This window comes from Streptomyces sp. R44, assembly GCF_041053105.1.
GTDB lineage: Bacteria > Actinomycetota > Actinomycetes > Streptomycetales > Streptomycetaceae > Streptomyces.
Map to the genome: position 1 here is coordinate 1,410,675 of NZ_CP163444.1, position 19,482 is coordinate 1,430,156.

The window sequence follows — 19,482 nt, forward strand, 5'->3', positions numbered from 1 at the left end:
GGGCCGATGCCACACCGCCGATGCACCCGATCGACGTAGCTGCCGCCGCACGGGCCCCGGCATCATGGGTCCCGACCGGGACGGACCGAAGGGCCCGGCGCGGGGGCGGCGCGGGGGCGGCGAGAAGGGCCATGGGGCATGGGGAGTCAGGGGCAGGCGGCCTGGGAGGTGCTGCTGCCGGCCGTCGGGGCTCCGGCGCGGCGGCGGGGGCGGGCGTTGCAGGAGGCGCTGCGCGAGGCGGTGCGTTCGGGGCGGCTCGCGGCCGGGACGCGCCTGCCGTCGACCCGTGAGCTCGCCGCCGACCTCGGCGTCTCGCGGGGGCTCGTCACCGAGGCGTACGAGCAGCTGACGGCCGAGGGATATCTGCGCAGCGACCGGGGCGCGGGGACCTGGGTGGGCGGTGCGGCCCGCGCGGCCGTGCCCGGGGCCCGTGACCTGGCCGCCGGGACGCCGGGCGTCCGGGTGGACTTCCGCCCGGGGACCCCCGACCTGTCGCTGTTCCCGAGGAGCGCGTGGGCGGCGGCGCAGCGGTCCGTGCTCACGCGGCTCCCCCACCCGGCGCTCGGCTACCCGGACCCGCGCGGACTCCCCGGGCTGCGCGAGGCACTGGCCGCGATGCTGGCACGGCGCCGGGGCGTGGTCGCCGATCCGGAGCGGCTCGTGGTCTGTTCGGGCGTGGCGCAGGCGTCGACGCTCCTCGGCTTCGTCCTGCGCGCGCGTGGACTGCGTCAGGTGGGGATCGAGGATCCCGGCAGCCCGGAGCACGGACGGCTGTTCGCCTCCACCGGCATGGAGACGGTGTGGCTGCCGCTCGACGAGGAGGGACTGCGTCCGGGGCCGCTCGCCGACTCCGGGGTGCGGGCGGTGGTCGTGACGCCCTCGCACCAGTTCCCGTCCGGCATCAGCTGGTCGGCGGAGCGCCGGGCCGCGCTCCTCGACTGGGCGCGCGCGGTGGACGGATACGTCCTGGAGGACGACTACGACGGCGACTTCCGCTACGACCGAGCCCCCGTCGGCGCGCTCCAGGGCCTCGACCCCGAGCGGGTCGCCTACGCGGGCTCTGTCAGCAAGTCGCTGGCCCCGGGGCTGCGGCTGGGCTGGATGCTCGTGCCGGAGGCGCTGCTCGCCGAGGTCGTCGAACGCAAGCGGACCATGGACCTCGGCAATCCCGTACTCGACCAGGCCGTCCTCCAGGAGTTCGTGACGCGCGGCGGGTACGACCGGCAGCTGCGCCGCTGCCAGCGCGCCTACCGGGAACGGCGGGACGCGCTGCTCGCGGCGCTCGCGGAGCATCTGCCCGGCACCCGGGTGAGCGGAATCGCCGCCGGCCTGCACGTCATCGCGCGCGTACCGGGGCGGTTCGGGCCTCCCGAGCGGTTCCAGGCACGGGCGGCGGAGGCCGGGGTCGCGCTGCGGCCCCTGGAGGAGTACGGCACGGCACGGCCGGCGGACGGGGACGTACGGCTCGTCATCGGGTACGCGCACTTGGCACCTTCGGCCATCGACACCGGGATCAGGCTGGTGGCGGAGGCGTGTGGGAGGGGGTGAGGCGGAGGCTTTGGATCCGGGATCCGGGATCCGGGATCCGGGATCCAATGTCCTGGATCCCGGATTCAAAGTCAGGATCCAATGTCCTGGATCCCGGATCCGAGGTCCTGGATCCCGGATCCGAGGTCCTGGATCTCGGACATTGGATCCAAGCCCCAGGCCCCCAAGGACGTTCTGTTCACGCGGGGTTCGCGCGGGAGCCGCACCCGGCCGTTAGGCATGGGTCGGCGCCCCGGCCGTGCAGGCACGGGGCGGCGCACCGTCCGCGACCGGAACGACCCGACCCCGGAGGCCTTTTCATGTCCCTTCCCGTGCCCGGCTCCTCCCCTTCTCCCGCCCGGCGCAGCGTCCTGCGCGGCTCGCTGGCCGCGTCGGCGGCGCTCACCCTCGGCGGCACCGGTCTCGCCGCCCCCGCGTTCGCGCTGTCGGGCCGGCCCCGGGCCGAGTGGGGGGTGCAGGCGGGTGACGTCACGGCCTCCTCCGGTCTGGTGTGGGTGCGTGCGGACCGGCCGGCGCGGATGCTGGTGGAGACCTCGGCGACCGAGTCCTTCCGGCACGCGCGCCGCCACCTCGGGCCGCTGATCGGCGCGGACACGGACTTCACCGGCACGACCGCCCTGCGCGGCCTGCCCGCCGGCGAGCAGGTCCACTACCGGGTCACCCTCGTCGACCCGGACGACCCGCGCCGGGCGGGAGAGCCGGTCCTCGGCACCTTCCGTACGGCCCCGGACCGGCGCCGCGACGGGGTCCGCTTCCTCTGGTCCGGCGACATCGCGGGGCAGGGCTGGGGCATCAACCCGGACATCGGGGGCTTCCGCGCGTACGAGGAGATGCGCCGGCTCGACCCGGACTTCTTCCTGTGCAGCGGCGACACGATCTACGCCGACGGGGTCATCCAGCCGAGCGTGACCCTCCCGGACGGGCGGATCTGGCGGAACGTCACGACGCCGGAGAAGTCGAAGGTCGCCGAGACCCTCGACGAGTACCGGGGCAACTTCCGCTACAACCTCCTCGACCACAACGTCCGGGCCTTCAACGCCCAGGTCCCCTCGGTGGTGCAGTGGGACGACCACGAGGTGCGGAACAACTGGTACCCGGGCCAGATCCTGGACGACGCCCGCTACACGGAGAAGGACGTGGACGTCCTCGCGGCCCGCGCCTCGCGCGCGTTCGGCGAGTACTTCCCGGTCTCCACCCTTCACGCGCGCGGTGAGGGGCGCGAGCGGCGGATGCACCGGGTGGTGCGGTACGGGCCGCTGCTCGACGTGTTCGTGCTCGACATGCGCTCCTACCGGAACGCCAACTCGCCCGGCCGGCAGGCCGACGACACCACCGGGATCCTCGGGGCCGAGCAGCTGGCGTGGCTCAAGCGGGAGCTGGCCGCGTCCAGGGCGGTGTGGAAGGTGCTCGCGGCGGACATGCCGATCGGTCTCGTCGTCACGGACGGCGCGACGAACTTCGAGGCGATCGCACAGGGCGACCCGGGTGCGCCGCTCGGCCGGGAGCTCCAGATCGCGGAGCTGCTGCGGTTCGTGAAGCACCGGCGGATCACCGGCACGGTGTGGCTGACGGCGGACGTCCACTACACCTCGGCGCAGCACTACGCGCCGGAGCGGGCCGCGTTCCAGGACTTCGCCCCCTTCTGGGAGTTCGTGTCCGGGCCGCTGGCGGCCGGCGGGTTCCCGGCGAACGCCCTCGACGCGACCTTCGGCCCGGAGCGGGTCTTCGTGCGGGCGCCGGAGCGGGCGAACCTGTCGCCGATGGAGAGCCCGCAGTACTTCGGCGAGGTCGACATCGACGGCGGGAGCGGGGAGCTGACGGTACGGCTGCGGGCCGAGGGCGGGACGGTGCTGTTCAGCAAGGTCCTGCAGCCGGGGCGGGTCGGGCAGTAACCGCAGGTCAGAGGCGGTCGGAGGCGCGGTCCGGTTGATTGTCAGTGGCGGGTCCTAACGTCGTTCCCATGACGCGATCCGTTCAGGCGCTCGCCTACGTCCGCCCGTCCGCGCTGGAGTCCACGGGCTCCGGCCAGCTGCTCGGCGTGGAGACGGCGGGGGGCCTGACGCCCACGGGGGCGCAGGCCCATCCGCGCTTCTTCTCGGGCTTCCTGGCCGCACCGCGGATCGCCGCCCGGGGTCTGCTGGCGGTCGCCGACGTGGCCGCGGCCCGCTACCACCAGCGGATGCGGCCCGGCTCGCTCGACCCGGTGGTGACGGGGAGCGGGGACCGGCTGCGGTTCGAGTCCTTCTCCGGCTGCGGCGGGGTGTACGCGCGCCTGGACGTGCTCGACGAAGGACTCGGCGGTACGGAGACGGGGCACGGCACGACCCATGTCGACGTGAACGCCCCGCTGCGCGAGGCCCTGTCCCGGATGACCGGGGACGATCCGCCGCATCTGCGGGTCGGCCCCGAGGAACTGGCCGTGACCACGCTCGCCGGCGCGGTCGTGGAGAAGAAGGTCCCGCTGCCGGACCGCTGGCTGCGGGGCTTCGCGGAGGCGCAGGTCGCCTCGGCCCGCTTCGACCTGCGGGCCGAGCTCGGCGGGCCGGAGGCCGTCCGGTTCCTGCGGTCCCTGCCGCGGGGGCGGGCCCGGGGGCGCGGCCCGCTGTGGGTCGCGCAGTCCGGCCGGGCCCTGCGCCCGACGACCCGGCCGGGCGCGGGCGCGGTGTGCCTTCCGGGGCCGGACCGGCTCGCCGCCCTGGAGCGGGTACTGCGGTACGCGACGGGGCTGCGGGTGTACGGCCCGGTGCCCGACGGGACCCTGGCCACGGCGAGCGCCTGGGAGGCGACCCTGCCGGGCATGCGGCTCACGTGGACGCTGTCGCCGGACCCCGCGCGGGGCTTCTCCGGCGAGGGCGGTGTCCTGGAGGCGCTGGCGACGGAGGAGGCGGCGCGGGACGCCGAGCCTGCCGGCGGACGGGGCGGTGGAGCTCGACGGGGAGCTGGCCGCGGTGACCTCGGGCGAACGGCGCTACCGCGTGCGCGAGTCGTCCGGGGCGCTGACCTGCACGTGCCCGTGGTGGGCGGACCACCAGGGCCGCCGGGGCCCGTGCAAGCACGCGCTCGCGGTCCGGATGGCACGCCGGGGCGCGACGGCCACAGCGACGACCACAGCGGGGGCGTCGTGAGCGCGGAGGTGCGGGCGGAACAGCAGGGCGTGGAGAGCGGGACGGGGGACGGCATGGGGAACGGGACAGGGGGCGCCATGGGGAACGGGCCGGGGAAGGACGTGGGGACGGGGATGAGCAAGGTGGAGGACGTGGCTGCCGACACGCCGCAGGGGCCGGATTCGGGAACCGGCGCGGAGCGCCTGTCCGGTGTCGACCGGCTGCTCGCCGCGGTGCTCGCCGGGGAGTCCGACCGGGTGCCGGGACTTCTGGAGCCGCTCGACGCCGCCGAGCGCAAGGTGGCGTTCGCACGGCTGAAGGTGCTGCGCGCCGAGGTGCGTGCCGGGAAGTGGGCGACACCCCCGCACGTGCCGAACCGCATCCGCAGCGCGCTGTACGTGGCGGGCGCCGGCTGTCTCCCGACGCCGGCGGGCGCCGCGAGCTGGCTCGGCGCGCGCGACCTCCAGATCTGGGAGGAGGACAAGCCCCTGGCCCTCGCGGCGCTCGGCGATCCCGACCCGGAGTGGGCCGCGGACCTGGCGGTGCGTCTGGCCGGGCGCCGGGCGGTGGCGGAGAACAGCTACCCCCTCCTCCACGGGCTGATCGTCCGCGCCGGACACACCGTTCCCCCGACCGACGGCTACGTCACCGGGTGGACCTGGCACCTCACCGACGACCGGCTGGTGGAGCGGCTCCGGGAGGACCCGCAGACACCCGCCCTGGTGGCGCACGCGCTCGCGATGGCCGAGCCCCCCGAGCGGCTGACCCGGCCGGTCGGGCGCCGGCCGGAGAGGCACTGGCCGTCGGCGCTGCGGACGCTCGTCGAGGAAGGGGTCCTGGACCGTACGCGGGTCCTGGACCTGTGCGTGTCCCGGCTGCTGCGCGGCGGCCTCCTCCGGAACCTGCGCCTCCCGCTGGAGACGGTGCGGCTCCTGGCGCCGGACGCGGAGGAGCTGCGGGCGCGGATCCCGGACTGGGTCGGGATCGCGGCCGACGCGCCGTCGGTCGTCGCCGGATACGCCCAGGACGTCCTGGTGGAGCTCGCCTCGGCAGGGTCGGTGCCGGTCGGGGCGCTGGCGGAGATGACGTCCGGCGTTCTCTTCCGTACCGAGAAGAAGCTGGTGCGGGCCCAGTTGGCGCTGGTCGGCAAGGTGCTCGCGCGGGAGCCGGGCGCGGCCGGGGAGCTGCTGCCCGCGGTGACGGAGGCCTTCGGGAACGAGGACACCGATCTCCAGGAGCGGGCCCTCAAGCTGGTGGGCCGTCATCTGGACGCCGTGGACGAGGGCGTGCGCCGCGAGCTGGCCGAGGCCGCCGGGCTGTTGAGCCCGACGCACCGGCAGGCCGCCGGGGAGCTGTTCGGCGCGGACCTGGAGCCGGAGCCGGCACCCCCGTACGAGGAGATCCTGCCGCCGGTGCCCGGGGCGCAACTGGTCCCGCCCCCGGCGACGACGGTCGAGGAGCTGGTGGCCGAGCTGGTGGTGAAGCGGCTCTCGGAGGACCCCGTGGCGTTCGAGCGGGCGCTCGACGGCCTGGTGCGGCACGCGCACCGGGACCGGGCGGCGGTCGAGGAGGCGGTGCGGGAGGCTTTCCCCTCGGCTCCGTGGGAGCAGCGGACCCACTACTTCACGCACACCGCCCAGGGGATCCACGTGGTGCTCGCGGGGGTCCTCGGGCTGCTCGACCCGACGCTCGTCGAGTTCCATCGGACCAAGGGGCACGGCGCGGACTCCTGTCTCCATCAGGCGCTGTCGGCGGTCCTCGACGCCCGTCTGTGGGAGGCCGCCGCCCTCGTCGGCACCGACGCGCTGCCGTTCCTCCTCGCCACACCCACCTGGCACACGGGTGCGATCGACCCGCTGGTCCTGGTGGAGCGGCTGCGGCAGTACCGGGAGGCGGACGTCGAGCCCGCCCCGGCCGATCTCGCGCAGGCCCTGCTCCGGGTGCCGCGGGCCGATCCTTCGGCGGGGCGGGCGGCCGGGGAGGCGGATGCGCTCGGCACCGCGGCCGGCCGGGGGCTCGCCGCCTGGCTGAGGGAAGAGGCGGCCGTGGGCGCGACCGTACGGTTCCTGCGGCGGGACGAGGACAAGACCCTGCGGCGGTACCACCTGGTCGACCGGCTCGTGGTCGACGCCGGCGAGCACCGGGCGGTGCGGGCGGAGTTCCCGCCCGCCTTCCAGTGGCTCGGTGGCGCCCTGGAGGCGACCCCCCGTCGCTGCCACCACTGGATCGAGGACCGCGCGCAGTGGGCTCCCGTGCTGCCGGCCGACCGTGAGCTGCTCGCGGCCTGTCTCCTGCCGACGCTCGTGGGTGCCGAGGGGGACGCGCGCGGCGCGACCGAACCGCTGACCGCGCTGGTCGAGGCCGAGGGCCCGGTGGGCCGGGCGGTGCTGCTGGCCCTGGCGTGCGGTCTCGGCTGCGTGGACGCGGACGACCGGCTGCGCGCGGTGGACGCCGTGCTCGTCCTGGCGGCGCGGGGCGAGCTGGACGCCCGTGGGCTCGGTGAGGAGCTGGCGTGGCTGGTCGCGGAGGGCTCGGTCAAGCCGAACCGGCTGGCGGACGCGGCCCGTACGGCGGCCGCCACGGGGGCGTACGGGACGGTCTGGGCGATCCTCGGGGCGCTGCTCGCGGCGCTGCCGGCGCAGGCGAAGCCGGTCCGCGGGCTCGGCGAGATCCTGGCGGTCGCCGCCGACTGTGTGGAGCGGTGCGGGGCGCGCGGTGAGGTCTCCGGGCTCGATGCGCTCGCCTCCGGGCGGGGTTCCTCGCAGCTGATGGTGCAGGCCAAGCGGCTGCTGAGCGCACTCCACCAGGGAGCCGATCAGCCTCTGACAGAAACGGCCTGAATCGGTCGTTAAGCCGCCAGATCGGCGCTTAACCCGTCAGTCACAAAGCGTTCGTGATCACGCAACACCGCTGGGTCACAGTGAAGCCATGACCGATGTGACGTCCTCGAAGAGCACCCGCCGTCCGCACCACTGGCGGCACGACCTGATCGAGCTCGCCGCCATGTTCACCGCCGTGGTGGTGGCCGACTCGATCGCCAAGACCATCGCCAAGGGCCCCGACGGCCCCTCCCTCCTGGTCTTCTCGGCGATCGCGCTGGTCGCCACCGCCGCGTTCCACACCTGGTGGGCGCGGCGGCACAGTCATGCCAGCCATGCCCCGCCCGCCGGTGAGACCGACGGGCGCGCCACCGCGGAGGCCGTGACCTCACCCGTACGCGACGAGAAGGAGGAGTCCGCGCCGCCCGCCGAGACGACGCTGTGGCGGATGCGGACCACCGTCGCCGACACCCCGGGCAGCCTGGCCGCGCTGTGCACGGTCCTCGCCCGCCTGGGCGTGGACATCCTCACCCTCCAGACCCACCCGCTCGGCGACGGCACGGTCGACGAGTTCCTGCTGCGCGCCCCCGCCGACCTCTCCGCGCAGGCCCTCGCCCGCGAGACGGCGGCGGCCGGCGGCCGCGACACCTGGACCGAGCGGGCCGACGCCCACGACCTGGTGGACACCCCCACCCGGGTCCTCGGCCTGGCCACCCGTACCGCCCTCGACGCGGCCGAACTGCCGCTCGCGCTGCGCCAGCTGCTGGGCCGCTGCACCCTCCACTCGGTGCCGGCGGTCTCCCTCACCGGCCGCCCCACCGGCGAACAGGCCCCGGTCGAGGGCGTCCTGGAGGAGACCGTGATGCGGCTGCGCGACCCGCACGGCGGCACCCTCATCATCGAGCGGCCCTATCTGCCGTTCACCCCGACCGAGTTCGCCCGGGCCCGCGCCCTCGTCGAGCTCGACGCCCGGCTCGGCCCCCGTGTGCCGCGCAGCCAGGACGTGCTGACCCTGCCCGAGGGCAACGAGATCACCGTCCGCCGGGCCGACCAGCGCGACCTGGCCGCCGCGCGCGCCATGCACGACCGCTGCTCGGCCCGCACGCTGGGCCTGCGCTACCACGGCCCGGTCGGCGACGCCGAACGCTATCTCGACCACCTGCTCAGCCCCCGCTTCGGCCGCACCCTCGCCGTCCAGACGGCCTCGGGCCGGCTCGTCGCCCTCGGCCACCTGCTGTGGGACGGCGACGAGACCGAGGTCGCCCTCCTCGTCGAGGACGACTGGCAGCGGCGCGGCATCGGCTCCGAGCTCCTCGGCCGCCTGGTGGCGATGGCCGAGGAGACCGGCTGCGACAGCGTGTACGCCGTGACGCAGTCCTCCAACACGGGGATGGTGGCCGCGATGCGGGCGCTGAACCTCCCCCTCGACTACCAGATCGAGGAGGGCACCCTGGTCATCACCGCCCGGCTGGCCCCGGCACCGCGACCGGCCGCCCGGACGCAGCAGGAGCAGCCGCACGAAGGGGCGCGCCGGGCGGAGCGCTGAGCGCCTGGGTCAGGTCGCGCCACAGGTCCTCGACGTCCTCCAGGCCGACCGACATGCGCAGCAGCCGGTCGCTGACGCCCGCCGAGCGCCGGTCTCCCTCGGCCACGATCCGGTGGCTGATGGAGGCCGGGTGCTGGATGAGGGTGTCGACGCTGCCGAGGCTGACCGCCGGGGTGATGAGCCGCACGCCGCCGATCACGTCGTGCGGGTCCCCGTACACCTCGAAGGCGATCATCGCGCCGCCGATCCGCGGGTAGTGGACGCGGGCGATCCGGGGGTCGGTGGCGAGCCGCCGGACGAGCTCCGCGGCCGTCGAGGACGCCGCCCTGACCCGTACCGGAAGGGTGGAGAGACCGCGCAGGAGCAGATAGCCGGCGAGCGGGTGGAGCACCCCGCCGGTGGCGAAGCGGACCTGGCGGAGCGTACGGGCGAACTCCTCGTCGCAGGCGACGACTCCGCCCATGACGTCGCCGTGGCCACCGAGGTACTTGGTGGCGCTGTGCAGCACGATGCGGGCGCCCTGCTCGACGGGGCGCTGGAGCACCGGTGTGGCGAAGGTGTTGTCGACGAGCAGCGGGACGGAGCCGCAGGAGTGGGCGATGGCCCGTATGTCGGCCTCGGCGAGGGTCGGGTTGGCGGGCGACTCGACCATGACGAGGCCGGTGTCGGGACGGATCGCGTCGGCGATGCCCGCCGGGTCGGTCCAGGTCACCTCGGTGCCGAGCAGCCCCGCGTCGAGGAGGTGGTCGCTGCAGCCGTACAGCGGGCGGACCGCGACGACGTGGCGCAGGCCCTGGCTCGCGCGGGCGAGGAGCACGGCGGTGAGGGCGGCCATGCCGCTGGCGAAGGCGACGGCGGCCTCGGCACCCTCCAGGCGGGCGAGGGCCTCCTCGAAGCGGGCCACGGTCGGGTTGTCGAGCCGGGCGTAGACGGGCGGACCGTCGAGCCGGGCGCCCGTGGTGGCGAACTCGTCGATGCGGGCGGCCTCGGCCCGGGCGTCGTACGAGGGGTAGGTGGTGGACAGGTCGAGCGGCGGGGCGTGCAGCCCGAGTCCGGCGAGGTCTTCGCGGCCGGCGTGCACGGCTTCGGTGGCAAGGGCCCTCGGGGTGACCGAGAGGCCGTGATCCATGGCGTCCATGGCGGCACTGTGAACGGATACCGGGAAGTAGTGGGAATCGGCCGTGCTACGTTCGCCAGATGGCCGATTCTGTCGTACTGGACGCGGTCGATCTGCACATTCTTCGCCTCCTGCAGAACGACGCCCGGAGCACCTACCGCGAACTCGCCGCCGAGGTCGGCGTCGCACCCTCCACCTGCCTGGACCGGGTGGCGCGGCTGCGCCGCACCGGGGTGATCCTCGGACACCAGCTACGACTGGATCCGGCCAAACTCGGGCGTGGGCTCGAAGCGCTGCTTCTGGTCCAGGTCCGACCGCATCGGCGTGAACTGATCGGTCCGTTCGTCGACCGGATCCGGGCCCTGCCCGAGTCCCGGGCGCTCTTCCACCTGACCGGTCCCGACGACTACCTGGTGCACGTGGCCGTGGCGGACCCCGCCGACCTGCAGCGTCTCGTCCTGGACGAGTTCACCTCGCGCCGCGAGGTGGCCCGCGTGGAGACCCGGCTGATCTTCCAGCAGTGGGAGTGCGGCCCCCTCCTGCCACCCTCTCCCGGCCCTTCCTTGTCAGCCGACTGAGCCCGGACGAGGGTGACGCGGGCCCGTCGGAGGCATCAGGATGACCCCCATGCCAGACACTTCCAGCAGCCCGCTGCCCCGCCAGGTCGCCGACGACCACGTCGACGCCCTCATCGCCCTCGACCCGATCATCGGTACGTACCTGGGAGTCAAGGAGAGCGCCGGACGGCTGCCGGACTTCTCGCCCGCAGGGCAGCGCGAGATGGCCGACCTCGCCCGCCGCACGCTCGCCCGGCTCGACGAGGCGGAGCGGGCCCCCGGCGCGGACAGCGACGCCGAGCGGCGCTGCGCCCGGCTGCTGCGGGAACGGCTCGCGGCGGAACTCGCCGTGCACGAGGCCGAGGAGTACCTCTGCGCGGTCAGCAACATGCGCTCGCCCGCGCACAGCGTCCGGATCGTCTTCACCGTGATGCCGACGGAGACCGAGGCGGACTGGACGGCGGTCGCCGCCCGGCTGCGCGCCGTCCCGGCCGCTTTCGAGGGCTATCGCGCCGCGCTCGCCCTCGGCCTGGAGCGCAAGCTCTACGGCGGGCCGCGCCCCACCGCCACCTTCATCGGCCAGCTCACCGAATGGGCGGGCGACGGCACCGGGAAGCCCGGCTGGTTCGAGGAGTTCGCCGCCGCCGGCCCCGACACGCAGCCGGAGGAGCTGCGGGCCGAGCTCGCGGCGGCCGCCAAGGATGCCACCGCGGCTGTCGAGACGCTGCGGGACTGGATGCGGGACGTGTACGCGCCGGCCGTCACCGACGCCCCGAACACGGTGGGCCGCGAGCGCTACCAGCGCTGGACCCGCTTCTTCAACGGCACCGATCTGGACCTCGACCAGGCGTACGCGTACGGCTGGGCCGAGTACCACCGGCTCCTCGGCGAGATGCGGACCGAGGCCGAGCGGATCCTGCCGGGCGCCGACCCGTGGGAGGCGCTCGCCCACCTCGACGAGCACGGCACCCACATCGAGGGCGTCGAGGAGGTCAGGGTCTGGCTCCAGGAGCTCATGGACGAGGCCATCGGGGCGCTCGACGGCACCCACTTCGAACTCGCCGAGCGGGTACGGCGGGTGGAGTCCCGGATCGCCCCGCCGGGCGGCGCCGCCGCGCCGTACTACACCGGCCCCTCCGAGGACTTCGCGCGCCCGGGCCGCACCTGGCTGCCCGTGGACGGCACCACCCGATTCCCGGTGTACGACCTGGTGTCGACCTGGTACCACGAGGGCGTGCCCGGCCACCACCTCCAGCTCGCGCAGTGGGTGCACGTCGCCGACCGGCTCTCCCGCTACCAGGCCACGATCGGCAAGGTCAGCGCGAACTCGGAGGGCTGGGCGCTGTACGCGGAGCGCCTCATGGACGAACTCGGCTTCCTGCCCGACGCGGAGCGCCGCCTCGGCTACCTCGACGGCCAGATGATGCGCGCGTGCCGGGTGATCGTGGACATCGGCATGCACGTCGGCCTGGAGATCCCCGCGGAGTCGCCGTTCCACCCGGGCGAGCGGTGGACGCCGGAGCTCGCCCAGGAGTTCTTCCAGCTGCACAGCAGCCGCCCGCCGTCGTTCGTGGAGAGCGAGATGACCCGCTACCTGTCGATGCCGGGCCAGGCGATCGGCTACAAGCTGGGCGAGCGCGCCTGGCTGCTCGGCCGCGCCAACGCGCGGGCCGCGCACGGCGACGCCTTCGACGCGAAGGCCTGGCACATGGCGGCGCTCTCCCTGGGCCCGCTGGGCCTGGACGACCTGGTGGACGAGATCTCCCGCCTCTGATCGCACGGACCACTCCCCGAGAATCCCCGGTCGTTCACTTGATCGACCGGGGATTCCCCTGCACGCTCTCCCCCATGAGCACCGAATACACTCCGGACGCCACCGACTGGCGCATCCTCGAAGCCCTCCAGTCCGAGGGCCGCGCCAGCTTCGCCGAACTCGCCCGCGCGGTGTCCATGTCGCCGTCGGCCGTGACCGAGCGGGTGCGGCGCCTCGAGGACGCCGGGGTGATCACCGGGTACACGGCGATCGTCGACCAGGACCGTCTGGGCCTGCCCATCCTCGCGTTCGTACGGCTGCGCTACCCGCACGGCAACTACAAGCCGTTCCACGACCTGCTCGACACCACGCCCGAGGTCCTGGAGGCCCATCACGTCACCGGCGACGACTGCTTCGTCCTCAAGGTCGCCGCCCGTTCCATGAAGCACCTGGAGGCGACCACGGGGAAGATCGCCACGCTCGGCGCGGTGACCACCAGCGTCGTCTACTCCTCCCCGCTGCCCCGGCGCTCCCTCAGCCGCTGAGCGCTTCCCCTCCGGTGCGCAGCCGGACCGCCGAGCCCTGTCGTGCCTTGACGACCTCCAGCTGGGCCGGGATGCGGCGGCGCAGGTCTCCGACGTGGCTGACGATGCCGACGCTGCGGTCCCGCTCGCGCAGCGAGTCGAGGACGTCGAGGACCTCGTCGAGCGTCTGGTCGTCGAGGCTTCCGAAGCCCTCGTCGATGAAGAGGGTGTCGAGCCGGACCCCGCCGGCCTCGTCGGTGACGACGTCGGCGAGGCCGAGGGCGAGCGCGAGGGAGGCGAAGAAGGTCTCGCCGCCGGAGAGCGTGGCCGTGTCGCGCTCGTTGCCGGTCCAGGAGTCGACGACGTGCAGCCCGAGGCCGGACCGCTTGCCGCCGGAGCGCGCGTCGGAGTGGACGAGGGTGTAGCGGCCCGAGGACATGCGCTGGAGGCGGGCGCTCGCGGCGGCCGCGACCTGTTCGAGCCGGGCGGCGAGCACGTACGACTCCAGGCGCATCCGGCGCTCGTTCTCCGCGGAGGTGCCGGCGGTGAGGGCGGCGAGGCGGGCCACCCTGTCGTACTCCTCGCGCAGCGGCCCGAGGCGGCGGACCTCGGTGACGGCCTGCCGGGAGAGTCCGTCGAGGCCGGTGGCCCGTTCGCGGGCCGCGGCGAGCGCGGAGTCCGCCTCGCGGAGCGCGCGTTCCGCCGCCGTGTGCGCGGTCTCGGCGCTCGCGGGGTCGGCGGGCGGCAGGGCGGCGGCCTCGGCCGTGCCGGGTTCGGCGAGCCGGTCCGCGACGGCGGCGGCCTCGGCCTGCCAGGCGTCCACGCGCCGCTGGAGCTCGCGTCGTTCGCTCTCGCCGAGGAGTGCGCCTGCCGCCTCGGCGGGCGTGGCGAATCCCGCCCGGTAGGCGGCGTCGGCGAGCCGGTCGTCGGCCTCCTTGAGGCGCTGGGCGGCGAGTTCGGCGGTGCGTACGGTTCCGGCGGCGTCGACCAGGAGGGCGATGCGCCGCTCCAGGAGGGTGGCGTGTTCGGCCACGCTGGCGAACGCGCCGCGTCCCCGGGCGAGTTCCTCGTCGAGCGCGGACTGCTCCCGCTCCAGGGCCTCCCGGCGCGAGGTCCGCGCCGCGACCCGCCGCTCGGCCTCCCGCTGCGCGCCGACCCGCTCCTCGTACTCCCGCTCGGCGCGCGCGAGCGCCTCCCGTGCGCTGTGCGTCTGTCCGGCGAGCGCGTGCGCCTCGGCGTGCTGCCGGGCCAACTCGTCCACCTCGTCCGCGAGTTCGCGAGCGGTGGGCTCCGGTGACTCAGGGCCTGCCAGGACCTCCGTACGCGCCGCGGACCAGGCCTCGCGGGTGACGGCCAGGTCGCGTTCGGCGGCCGTGCGGTGCTCCTCGGCGCGGGTGTAGGCCGCGTAGGCGGCGTCCTCGGTGGCGCGGTCCACGTGGTCGGCGGTGGTGCGGGCGGGCGCCGGGTGGGCGGTGGAGCCGCAGACCTGGCAGGGGTCGCCCGGGGTGAGGGTGACCGCGAGTTCGGCGGCGATGCCCTCCAGACGGCGGGACTTGACGTCGAGCCAGCTCTCGTGGGCGGAGTTGCGCCGCTCGCGGGCCTCCGCGAGGCGGGTCTCGGCCGTCCGGGTGTCCTCGGCGAGGGCGTCGCGGCGGCGGGCCGCGGCGAGCCGGCGGCGGGCGGGGTCGAGACGGCCGGCGAGGTGCTCGGCGCGGGCGGCGGCGTCGCGGGCGGCCTCGACGCGTTCGGTGAGCGCGGCGCGGCGCGGTTCCCAGCCGGCGAGCCAGTCGGCCGCGTCCCGGAGGACGTCCTCGTCGGCGCGCGCCTCCCGGGCGAGTACGGTGCGCTCCTCGGCGACGGCGGTCGCGCGCTGCTCGGCGCGGCGGGCCGCGTCGAGGCCGCCGAGCTCCTCGCGCAGCCGGTGTTCGAGGGCGGAGAGGTGTTCGGCGCCGGCGTCGGCGAGCTCGGGCGGCAGCTGGCCGCGGGCCCGCTCCCGGGCCGTGTGCGCGGCGGTGTGCTCGCGCTCGGCGTCCCGGCGCAGTCCGAGCGCGGGGGCGACCCGGTCGGCCTTGAGGCTCCGGTCGAGGGAGTCCTGGAGGCGGTCGCGCTCGGGGGCCCGCTCGGCGAGCCGCTCGCGGCGGCGGAGGGCGTCGGCGTGCCGTGCCTGCCGGGCGGCGAGGTCGTTCGCCGCGTCGAGGGCGGCGCGCGCGACGGCCCGGACGCCCTCGGCCGCGGCGAGGCGCAGACCCGTGATGTCGAGGGCCTCGCGGGCCTCGGTGCGGGCGACGGCGGCCCAGGTCAGGACGGAGTCGGCGAGCCCGGGGTCGCCGGGCCGCCCCTCGACGGGGCCGCGGGCGGCGTCGAGGCCGCCGGCGGCCTGGGTCATGCGGTGGGCGAGGGTCAGCAGCCGTGCGTCCCCGTCCTCGACCTGCTGCTGGGCGGTGCGGCGCAGTTCGGCGAGGCGTTCCTCGACGGCGGCGAAGCGGCGGGTGTCGAAGAGGCGTCCGAGGAGCTTGCCGCGGGCCTCGGCGTCGGCCCGCAGGAAGCGGGCGAAGTCGCCCTGCGGAAGAAGGACGACCTGGCAGAACTGCTCCCGGCTCATGCCGACGAGCTGGGTGATCTCCTCGCCGATCTCCTGGTGGGAGCGGCTGAGGCCGGCCCACTCGCCGGTGGCCGGGTCGTACGCGCGGAGCCAGGTCTGGGCCTTCTCGGTGGTGAAGCCGCCGCCGCGCTTCTTGGGCCGCTGCTGGGCCGGACGGCGGGTGATCTCCAGGCGCCGGTCCCCCACGGTCAGTTCGAGGAGGACCTCGGTGTACGTGCCGACGGGGGCGTGGTCGCTGCGCAGGGTGGCGCCGCGGGTCTGGCGCTCGCCGGGCACGCTCCCGTACAGGGCGAAGCAGACGGCGTCGAGGACGGAGGTCTTGCCGGCGCCGGTCGGCCCGTGGAGGAGGAAGAGCCCGGCGGAGGACAGGGCGTCGAAGTCGATCCGCTGCGTGGTGCCGAACGGCCCGAACGCGGTGATCTCCAGGCGGTGCAGCCTCACCGGCCCACCTCGCGCTCGGCCGTGTCGACGCGGACGTCGTCGAACGCCCCGTACAGGACGGCCCGTTCGGCACCGTCGAGGGCGGCTCCGCCGCGGACGTGGGCCACGAAGTCCTCCGCGATCTGCTGGTCGCTGCGGTCCCGGAGCCGCTGGGCGTAGGAGGCGCCGGTGTCGTCACCGGTCCGCTCGGGGTCGAAGACCAGATGGAGGGTGTGCGGGAAGCGTTCGGTGAGCCGCGCCATGGGCTCGGCGGGGCGCACGGGGTCGGTGAGGGTGGCCTCGACCCAGGACTGCTCGTGCGGGGCGAGCGCGGGGTCGTCGAGGAGGTCGTCGAGCCGGCCGCGGATGCGGGCGAGGGGGCGCGGAACGGGGCAGTCGAGCCGTACGTCGCCGGTGATCGTCCCGTCGGGACCGCTGGGGCCCAGGTCGATCAGCCACATCGTCTTGCGGTGGTCGGCCTCGGAGAAGGAGTAGGCGAGCGGCGAGCCGGAGTAGCGGACGCGCGGGCTGAGGGTCTGACTGCCGTGGAGGTGGCCGAGGGCGACGTAGTCGACGCCGTCGAAGATCCCGGTGGGGACGGCGGCGACACCGCCGACGGTGATGTCCCGCTCGCTGTCGCTGGGGGCGCCGCCCGCGACGAAGGCGTGGGCGAGGACGACGGAGCGGGTCCCGGCGGGCCGCCCGGCGAGGTCGGCGCGGACCCGGTCCATGGCGGCGGCGAGGACCGCCTCGTGGCCGGCCTTCTCGGCGCCGAGCCGCTCGCGGACGAGTGCGGGTTCGAGATAGGGCAGCCCGTAGAGGGCGACCTCGCCGTGCGCGTCGGAGAGGACGACGGGGGTGCCGATGCCGTCGGGGTCGGTACGGAGGTGGATGCCGGCCCGTTCGATGAGGCCGGCGCCGACGCCGAGCCGGCGGGCCGAGTCGTGGTTGCCGGAGATCATGACGGTGGGCACCCCGGCCTCGGCGAGGCGGTGCAGCGCGGTGTCGAAGAGCTCGACCGCGGGCAGCGGGGGCACGGCCCGGTCGTAGACGTCCCCGGCGACGAGGACGGCGTCCACGTCGTGCGCGTGGACGGTCGCCACGAGGTGGTCGAGGAAGGCGGCCTGGGCTTCGAGGAGGCCGACGCGGTGGAAGGACCGGCCGAGATGCCAGTCCGAGGTGTGCAGGAGCCTCACGATGCCGTCCCACCCCGCATGTGCCCCGCTCCTCGCCGCCGGTTCCCGTTGATGCGCGCTTCGCCGCCGCGTCGATGCCGCTTCGATGCGCGCTTGCGCTGCGCGCTTCCGTTGCGCGCTTCAGTTGTGCGCTTTCGTTGCGCGCTTCGGTTGTGCGCCCACCACGCTATCCCGAGCGGGAGGGTGGGCGGGGCGGGTCCACGCGCGCGCGTGGGGCGGTCCCTGGTGCGGGGGCGGCTTCGGCACGTCAGGTGTGACGCATCACGCGTCCCCGTACGCCTCGCCGCCGAGTTCGAAGGAGGCCGTGCCCGCGGTGGCGTCGGCGAGCCAGCCGCGGAAGGCGGGGACGTCCGCGTCCGGGAGGCCGATCTCGATCGTCACGGCGTCGGCGTACCGCACGTCGCGGACGGCGCGGCCGGTGGCCCGGAGATCGTTCTCCAGCTTGCCCGCGCGCTGGTGGTCGACGGTGACGGTGGCGAGCCGGAAGCGCTGCCGGGTGACGGTGCCGAGCGCGTCGATCGCCTCGCCGACCACCCCGCCGTACGCGCGGATCAGACCGCCGGCGCCGAGCTTCACGCCGCCGTAGTAGCGGGTGACGACGGCGGCTACGTACCGCATGTCGCGGCGCAGCAGCATCTGGAGCATGGGGACGCCGGCCGTGCCGCCGGGCTCGCCGTCGTCGCTGGCCTTCTGTACGGAGGCGTCGGCGCCGAGGACGTACGCGAAGCAGTTGTGGGTGGCGGTCGGGTGCTCCCGGCGGATCCGCGCGACGAACTCCTGCGCCTCCCGCTCGTCGGCGACGGGCGCGAGCGCGCAGAGGAAGCGCGAGCGGTTGATCTCGGTCTCGTGCACACCCTCGCGGGCCGGCGTGCGGTACTGCTCCTGCATCCGACCAGCCTACGTTCCGCCGGGCCCGGGCTCTGCGGCGGTGGCGTCGAGGCCCGCTTCGAGGCCCGCTTCGGGGGCGGCCGCCTCGGGGGCGAGTCCGGCGTACGGGAGGGCGCGGAGCGCCAGCGCCCAGCCGAGGCGGGCCTCGCCGGACTCGCTGGAGCGGCCGGTGAGCTCCGCGATGCGGCCGATGCGGTTGAGGACGGTGTTGCGGTGACAGTAGAGCTGTTCAGCGGCCCGGGAGGCCGAGCAGCCGTGGTCGAGCCAGGCTCCGAGGGTGGTGAGGAGCGCCGCCCGCTCGCCGCCGGTGGCGAGCACCGGCCCGAGGTGGACGGTGACGATCCGCTCGGCGATGTCGGCCCGCCCGCTGAGCAGCACCTCGGCCAGACGGTCGTCGAAGACGGCGGCCTCGCCGCCGCCGGCGGGGAGGGTACGGAGGGTCTGCTCGGCGAGCCGGAGCGCGCGGCCGGCCTGGGAGAGGCGTTCGAACTCCGGGGAGACCCCCGCGGTGGCGCCGGTCCGCTCGCGCAGCGCGGCGAGCAGGGTCCGTACGGCCGGGTCGGCACCGCGGCCCGTCACGGTCCCCGGCCGTCCGCCGTGGACGACACGACAGGGCAGCCGGACGATGCCCGCGTAGCGGCCGGAGCGGGGCCGCCAGAAGGACCACATGCCCTGCGCCTCCAGGGCGGGCGCGGGGTGCGGCGGGGCGGCCGGGTCCTGCGCGGCGACCACGACCACGTACCGGTCGACGGCGGGCACGCCGAGCGCGGCCGCCGCGGCGGAGGCGACGGCCGGGTCGTCGGCGCGGCCGTCGAGCAGGGCCTCGAAGAGGGCGACGCGGCGGGTGTCCCGGCGGCTCTGCAGCTCCAGCTGGGCGATCCGGTACGCGTCGGCCATCGCGACCGAGTAGTGGTCGATGGTCTCCCAGACCTCGCTCGCCATGTCGAGTTCGAGGTCCCGGCTGTCGGACTGGCGTCCGGCCCGGCTCCGGAGGTGCTCGGCCATGACCTGCCACAGGACCCGGCCGCCGCGCCGGTAGGCCTGGAGCACGGTGTCGAGCGGGACGCCCTGCTCGGCGCGGCGGCGGCCGGTCTCGCGGGCCGCCCGCTCGGAGTCGCCGCCGGTCGGCGGGAGGCCGCCGAAGTCCTCCAGGGCCCGCCGGAGGTTGTCGCGGCAGATCTCCCAGAGGTCCTCGCGGGTGACGGGCGTGTCCGAGGCGTAGGTACCGGAGTGGGCGCGGATGTCGTCGACGGCGCGGTCGGTGAGCCGGTCGACGTCGGCGAGCATCGCCGTGGCCAGGGAGCGGCGCAGTGCCCCGGAGCCGCCGGAGGCGCCGAGGGGGGTGGGGGTGCCGCCGGCGCGGGCCGCTCCGGGCTCGCCGGCGGTGGCCGGGCTGTGCGTCATGGCT

12 protein-coding genes and 1 pseudogene are annotated in these 19,482 nt (G+C 75.2%); 8 read left to right on the plus strand and 5 right to left on the minus strand.

What is annotated here, in order from left to right; genetic code table 11:
• The first annotated feature begins 138 nt into the window (after positions 1-138).
• The 5 genes and pseudogenes from AB5J54_RS06480 (at position 139) to AB5J54_RS06500 (ending at position 9,017) form a co-directional block, all read left to right on the plus strand.
• Positions 139-1,548, plus strand: coding sequence for a PLP-dependent aminotransferase family protein (locus tag AB5J54_RS06480; RefSeq protein ID WP_369142938.1), 1,410 nt, complete (start codon positions 139-141; stop codon positions 1,546-1,548).
• A gap of 299 nt (positions 1,549-1,847) precedes the next feature.
• Positions 1,848-3,440: an alkaline phosphatase gene (locus tag AB5J54_RS06485; RefSeq protein WP_369142939.1), complete on the plus strand. Its 1,593-nt coding sequence runs from the start codon at positions 1,848-1,850 to the stop codon at positions 3,438-3,440.
• 68 nt (positions 3,441-3,508) lie between these two features.
• Positions 3,509-4,673 (plus strand): annotated as a pseudogene (locus AB5J54_RS06490) (SWIM zinc finger family protein).
• Between the two features lie 719 nt (positions 4,674-5,392).
• Positions 5,393-7,492, plus strand: a complete 2,100-nt coding sequence (locus tag AB5J54_RS06495; RefSeq protein WP_369149236.1) for a DUF6493 family protein — start codon at positions 5,393-5,395, stop codon at positions 7,490-7,492.
• A gap of 88 nt (positions 7,493-7,580) precedes the next feature.
• Positions 7,581-9,017 carry a GNAT family N-acetyltransferase gene (locus AB5J54_RS06500; RefSeq protein ID WP_369142940.1) on the plus strand — a complete coding sequence of 479 codons (1,437 nt, stop codon included), beginning with the start codon at positions 7,581-7,583 and terminating at the stop codon, positions 9,015-9,017.
• Here AB5J54_RS06500 and AB5J54_RS06505 read toward each other — a convergent pair.
• Positions 8,929-10,146, minus strand: coding sequence for a PLP-dependent aspartate aminotransferase family protein (locus AB5J54_RS06505; RefSeq protein WP_369149238.1), 1,218 nt, complete (start codon positions 10,144-10,146; stop codon positions 8,929-8,931). The genes AB5J54_RS06500 and AB5J54_RS06505 overlap by 89 nt on opposite strands.
• Before the next feature lie 68 nt (positions 10,147-10,214).
• Here AB5J54_RS06505 and AB5J54_RS06510 point away from each other — a divergent pair, with 68 nt between their 5' ends.
• The 3 genes from AB5J54_RS06510 (at position 10,215) to AB5J54_RS06520 (ending at position 12,989) form a co-directional block, all read left to right on the plus strand.
• Positions 10,215-10,712, plus strand: a complete 498-nt coding sequence (locus AB5J54_RS06510) for an Lrp/AsnC family transcriptional regulator (protein ID WP_030686247.1) — start codon at positions 10,215-10,217, stop codon at positions 10,710-10,712.
• Positions 10,713-10,761: 49 nt separating this feature from the next.
• Complete coding sequence (locus AB5J54_RS06515) at positions 10,762-12,465, plus strand: DUF885 domain-containing protein (RefSeq protein ID WP_369142941.1); 1,704 nt, start codon at positions 10,762-10,764, stop codon at positions 12,463-12,465.
• A 74-nt stretch (positions 12,466-12,539) separates the two neighbouring features.
• A complete protein-coding gene (locus AB5J54_RS06520) occupies positions 12,540-12,989 on the plus strand; it encodes an Lrp/AsnC family transcriptional regulator (protein WP_369142942.1) in 450 nt (149 codons plus the stop codon).
• Here the strand turns inward: AB5J54_RS06520 and AB5J54_RS06525 are convergent.
• The 4 genes from AB5J54_RS06525 to AB5J54_RS06540 form a co-directional block, all read right to left on the minus strand.
• Positions 12,979-16,011, minus strand: coding sequence for an AAA family ATPase (locus AB5J54_RS06525; RefSeq protein ID WP_369142943.1), 3,033 nt, complete (start codon positions 16,009-16,011; stop codon positions 12,979-12,981). The two genes, AB5J54_RS06520 and AB5J54_RS06525, sit on opposite strands and share 11 nt — an antisense overlap.
• Entirely contained in the window at positions 16,008-17,186 is a 1,179-nt protein-coding gene (locus AB5J54_RS06530; protein ID WP_369142944.1) for an exonuclease SbcCD subunit D, read from the minus strand. The genes AB5J54_RS06525 and AB5J54_RS06530 overlap by 4 nt, the downstream gene beginning before the upstream one ends.
• 261 nt (positions 17,187-17,447) lie before the next feature.
• Entirely contained in the window at positions 17,448-18,074 is a 627-nt protein-coding gene (locus tag AB5J54_RS06535; RefSeq protein ID WP_369142945.1) for a YigZ family protein, read from the minus strand.
• 9 nt (positions 18,075-18,083) lie between these two features.
• The gene (locus AB5J54_RS06540) at positions 18,084-19,478 is read right to left on the minus strand and encodes a PucR family transcriptional regulator (RefSeq protein ID WP_369142946.1); all 1,395 of its coding nucleotides are present in this window, start codon (positions 19,476-19,478) and stop codon (positions 18,084-18,086) included.
• Positions 19,479-19,482 lie beyond the last annotated feature (4 nt).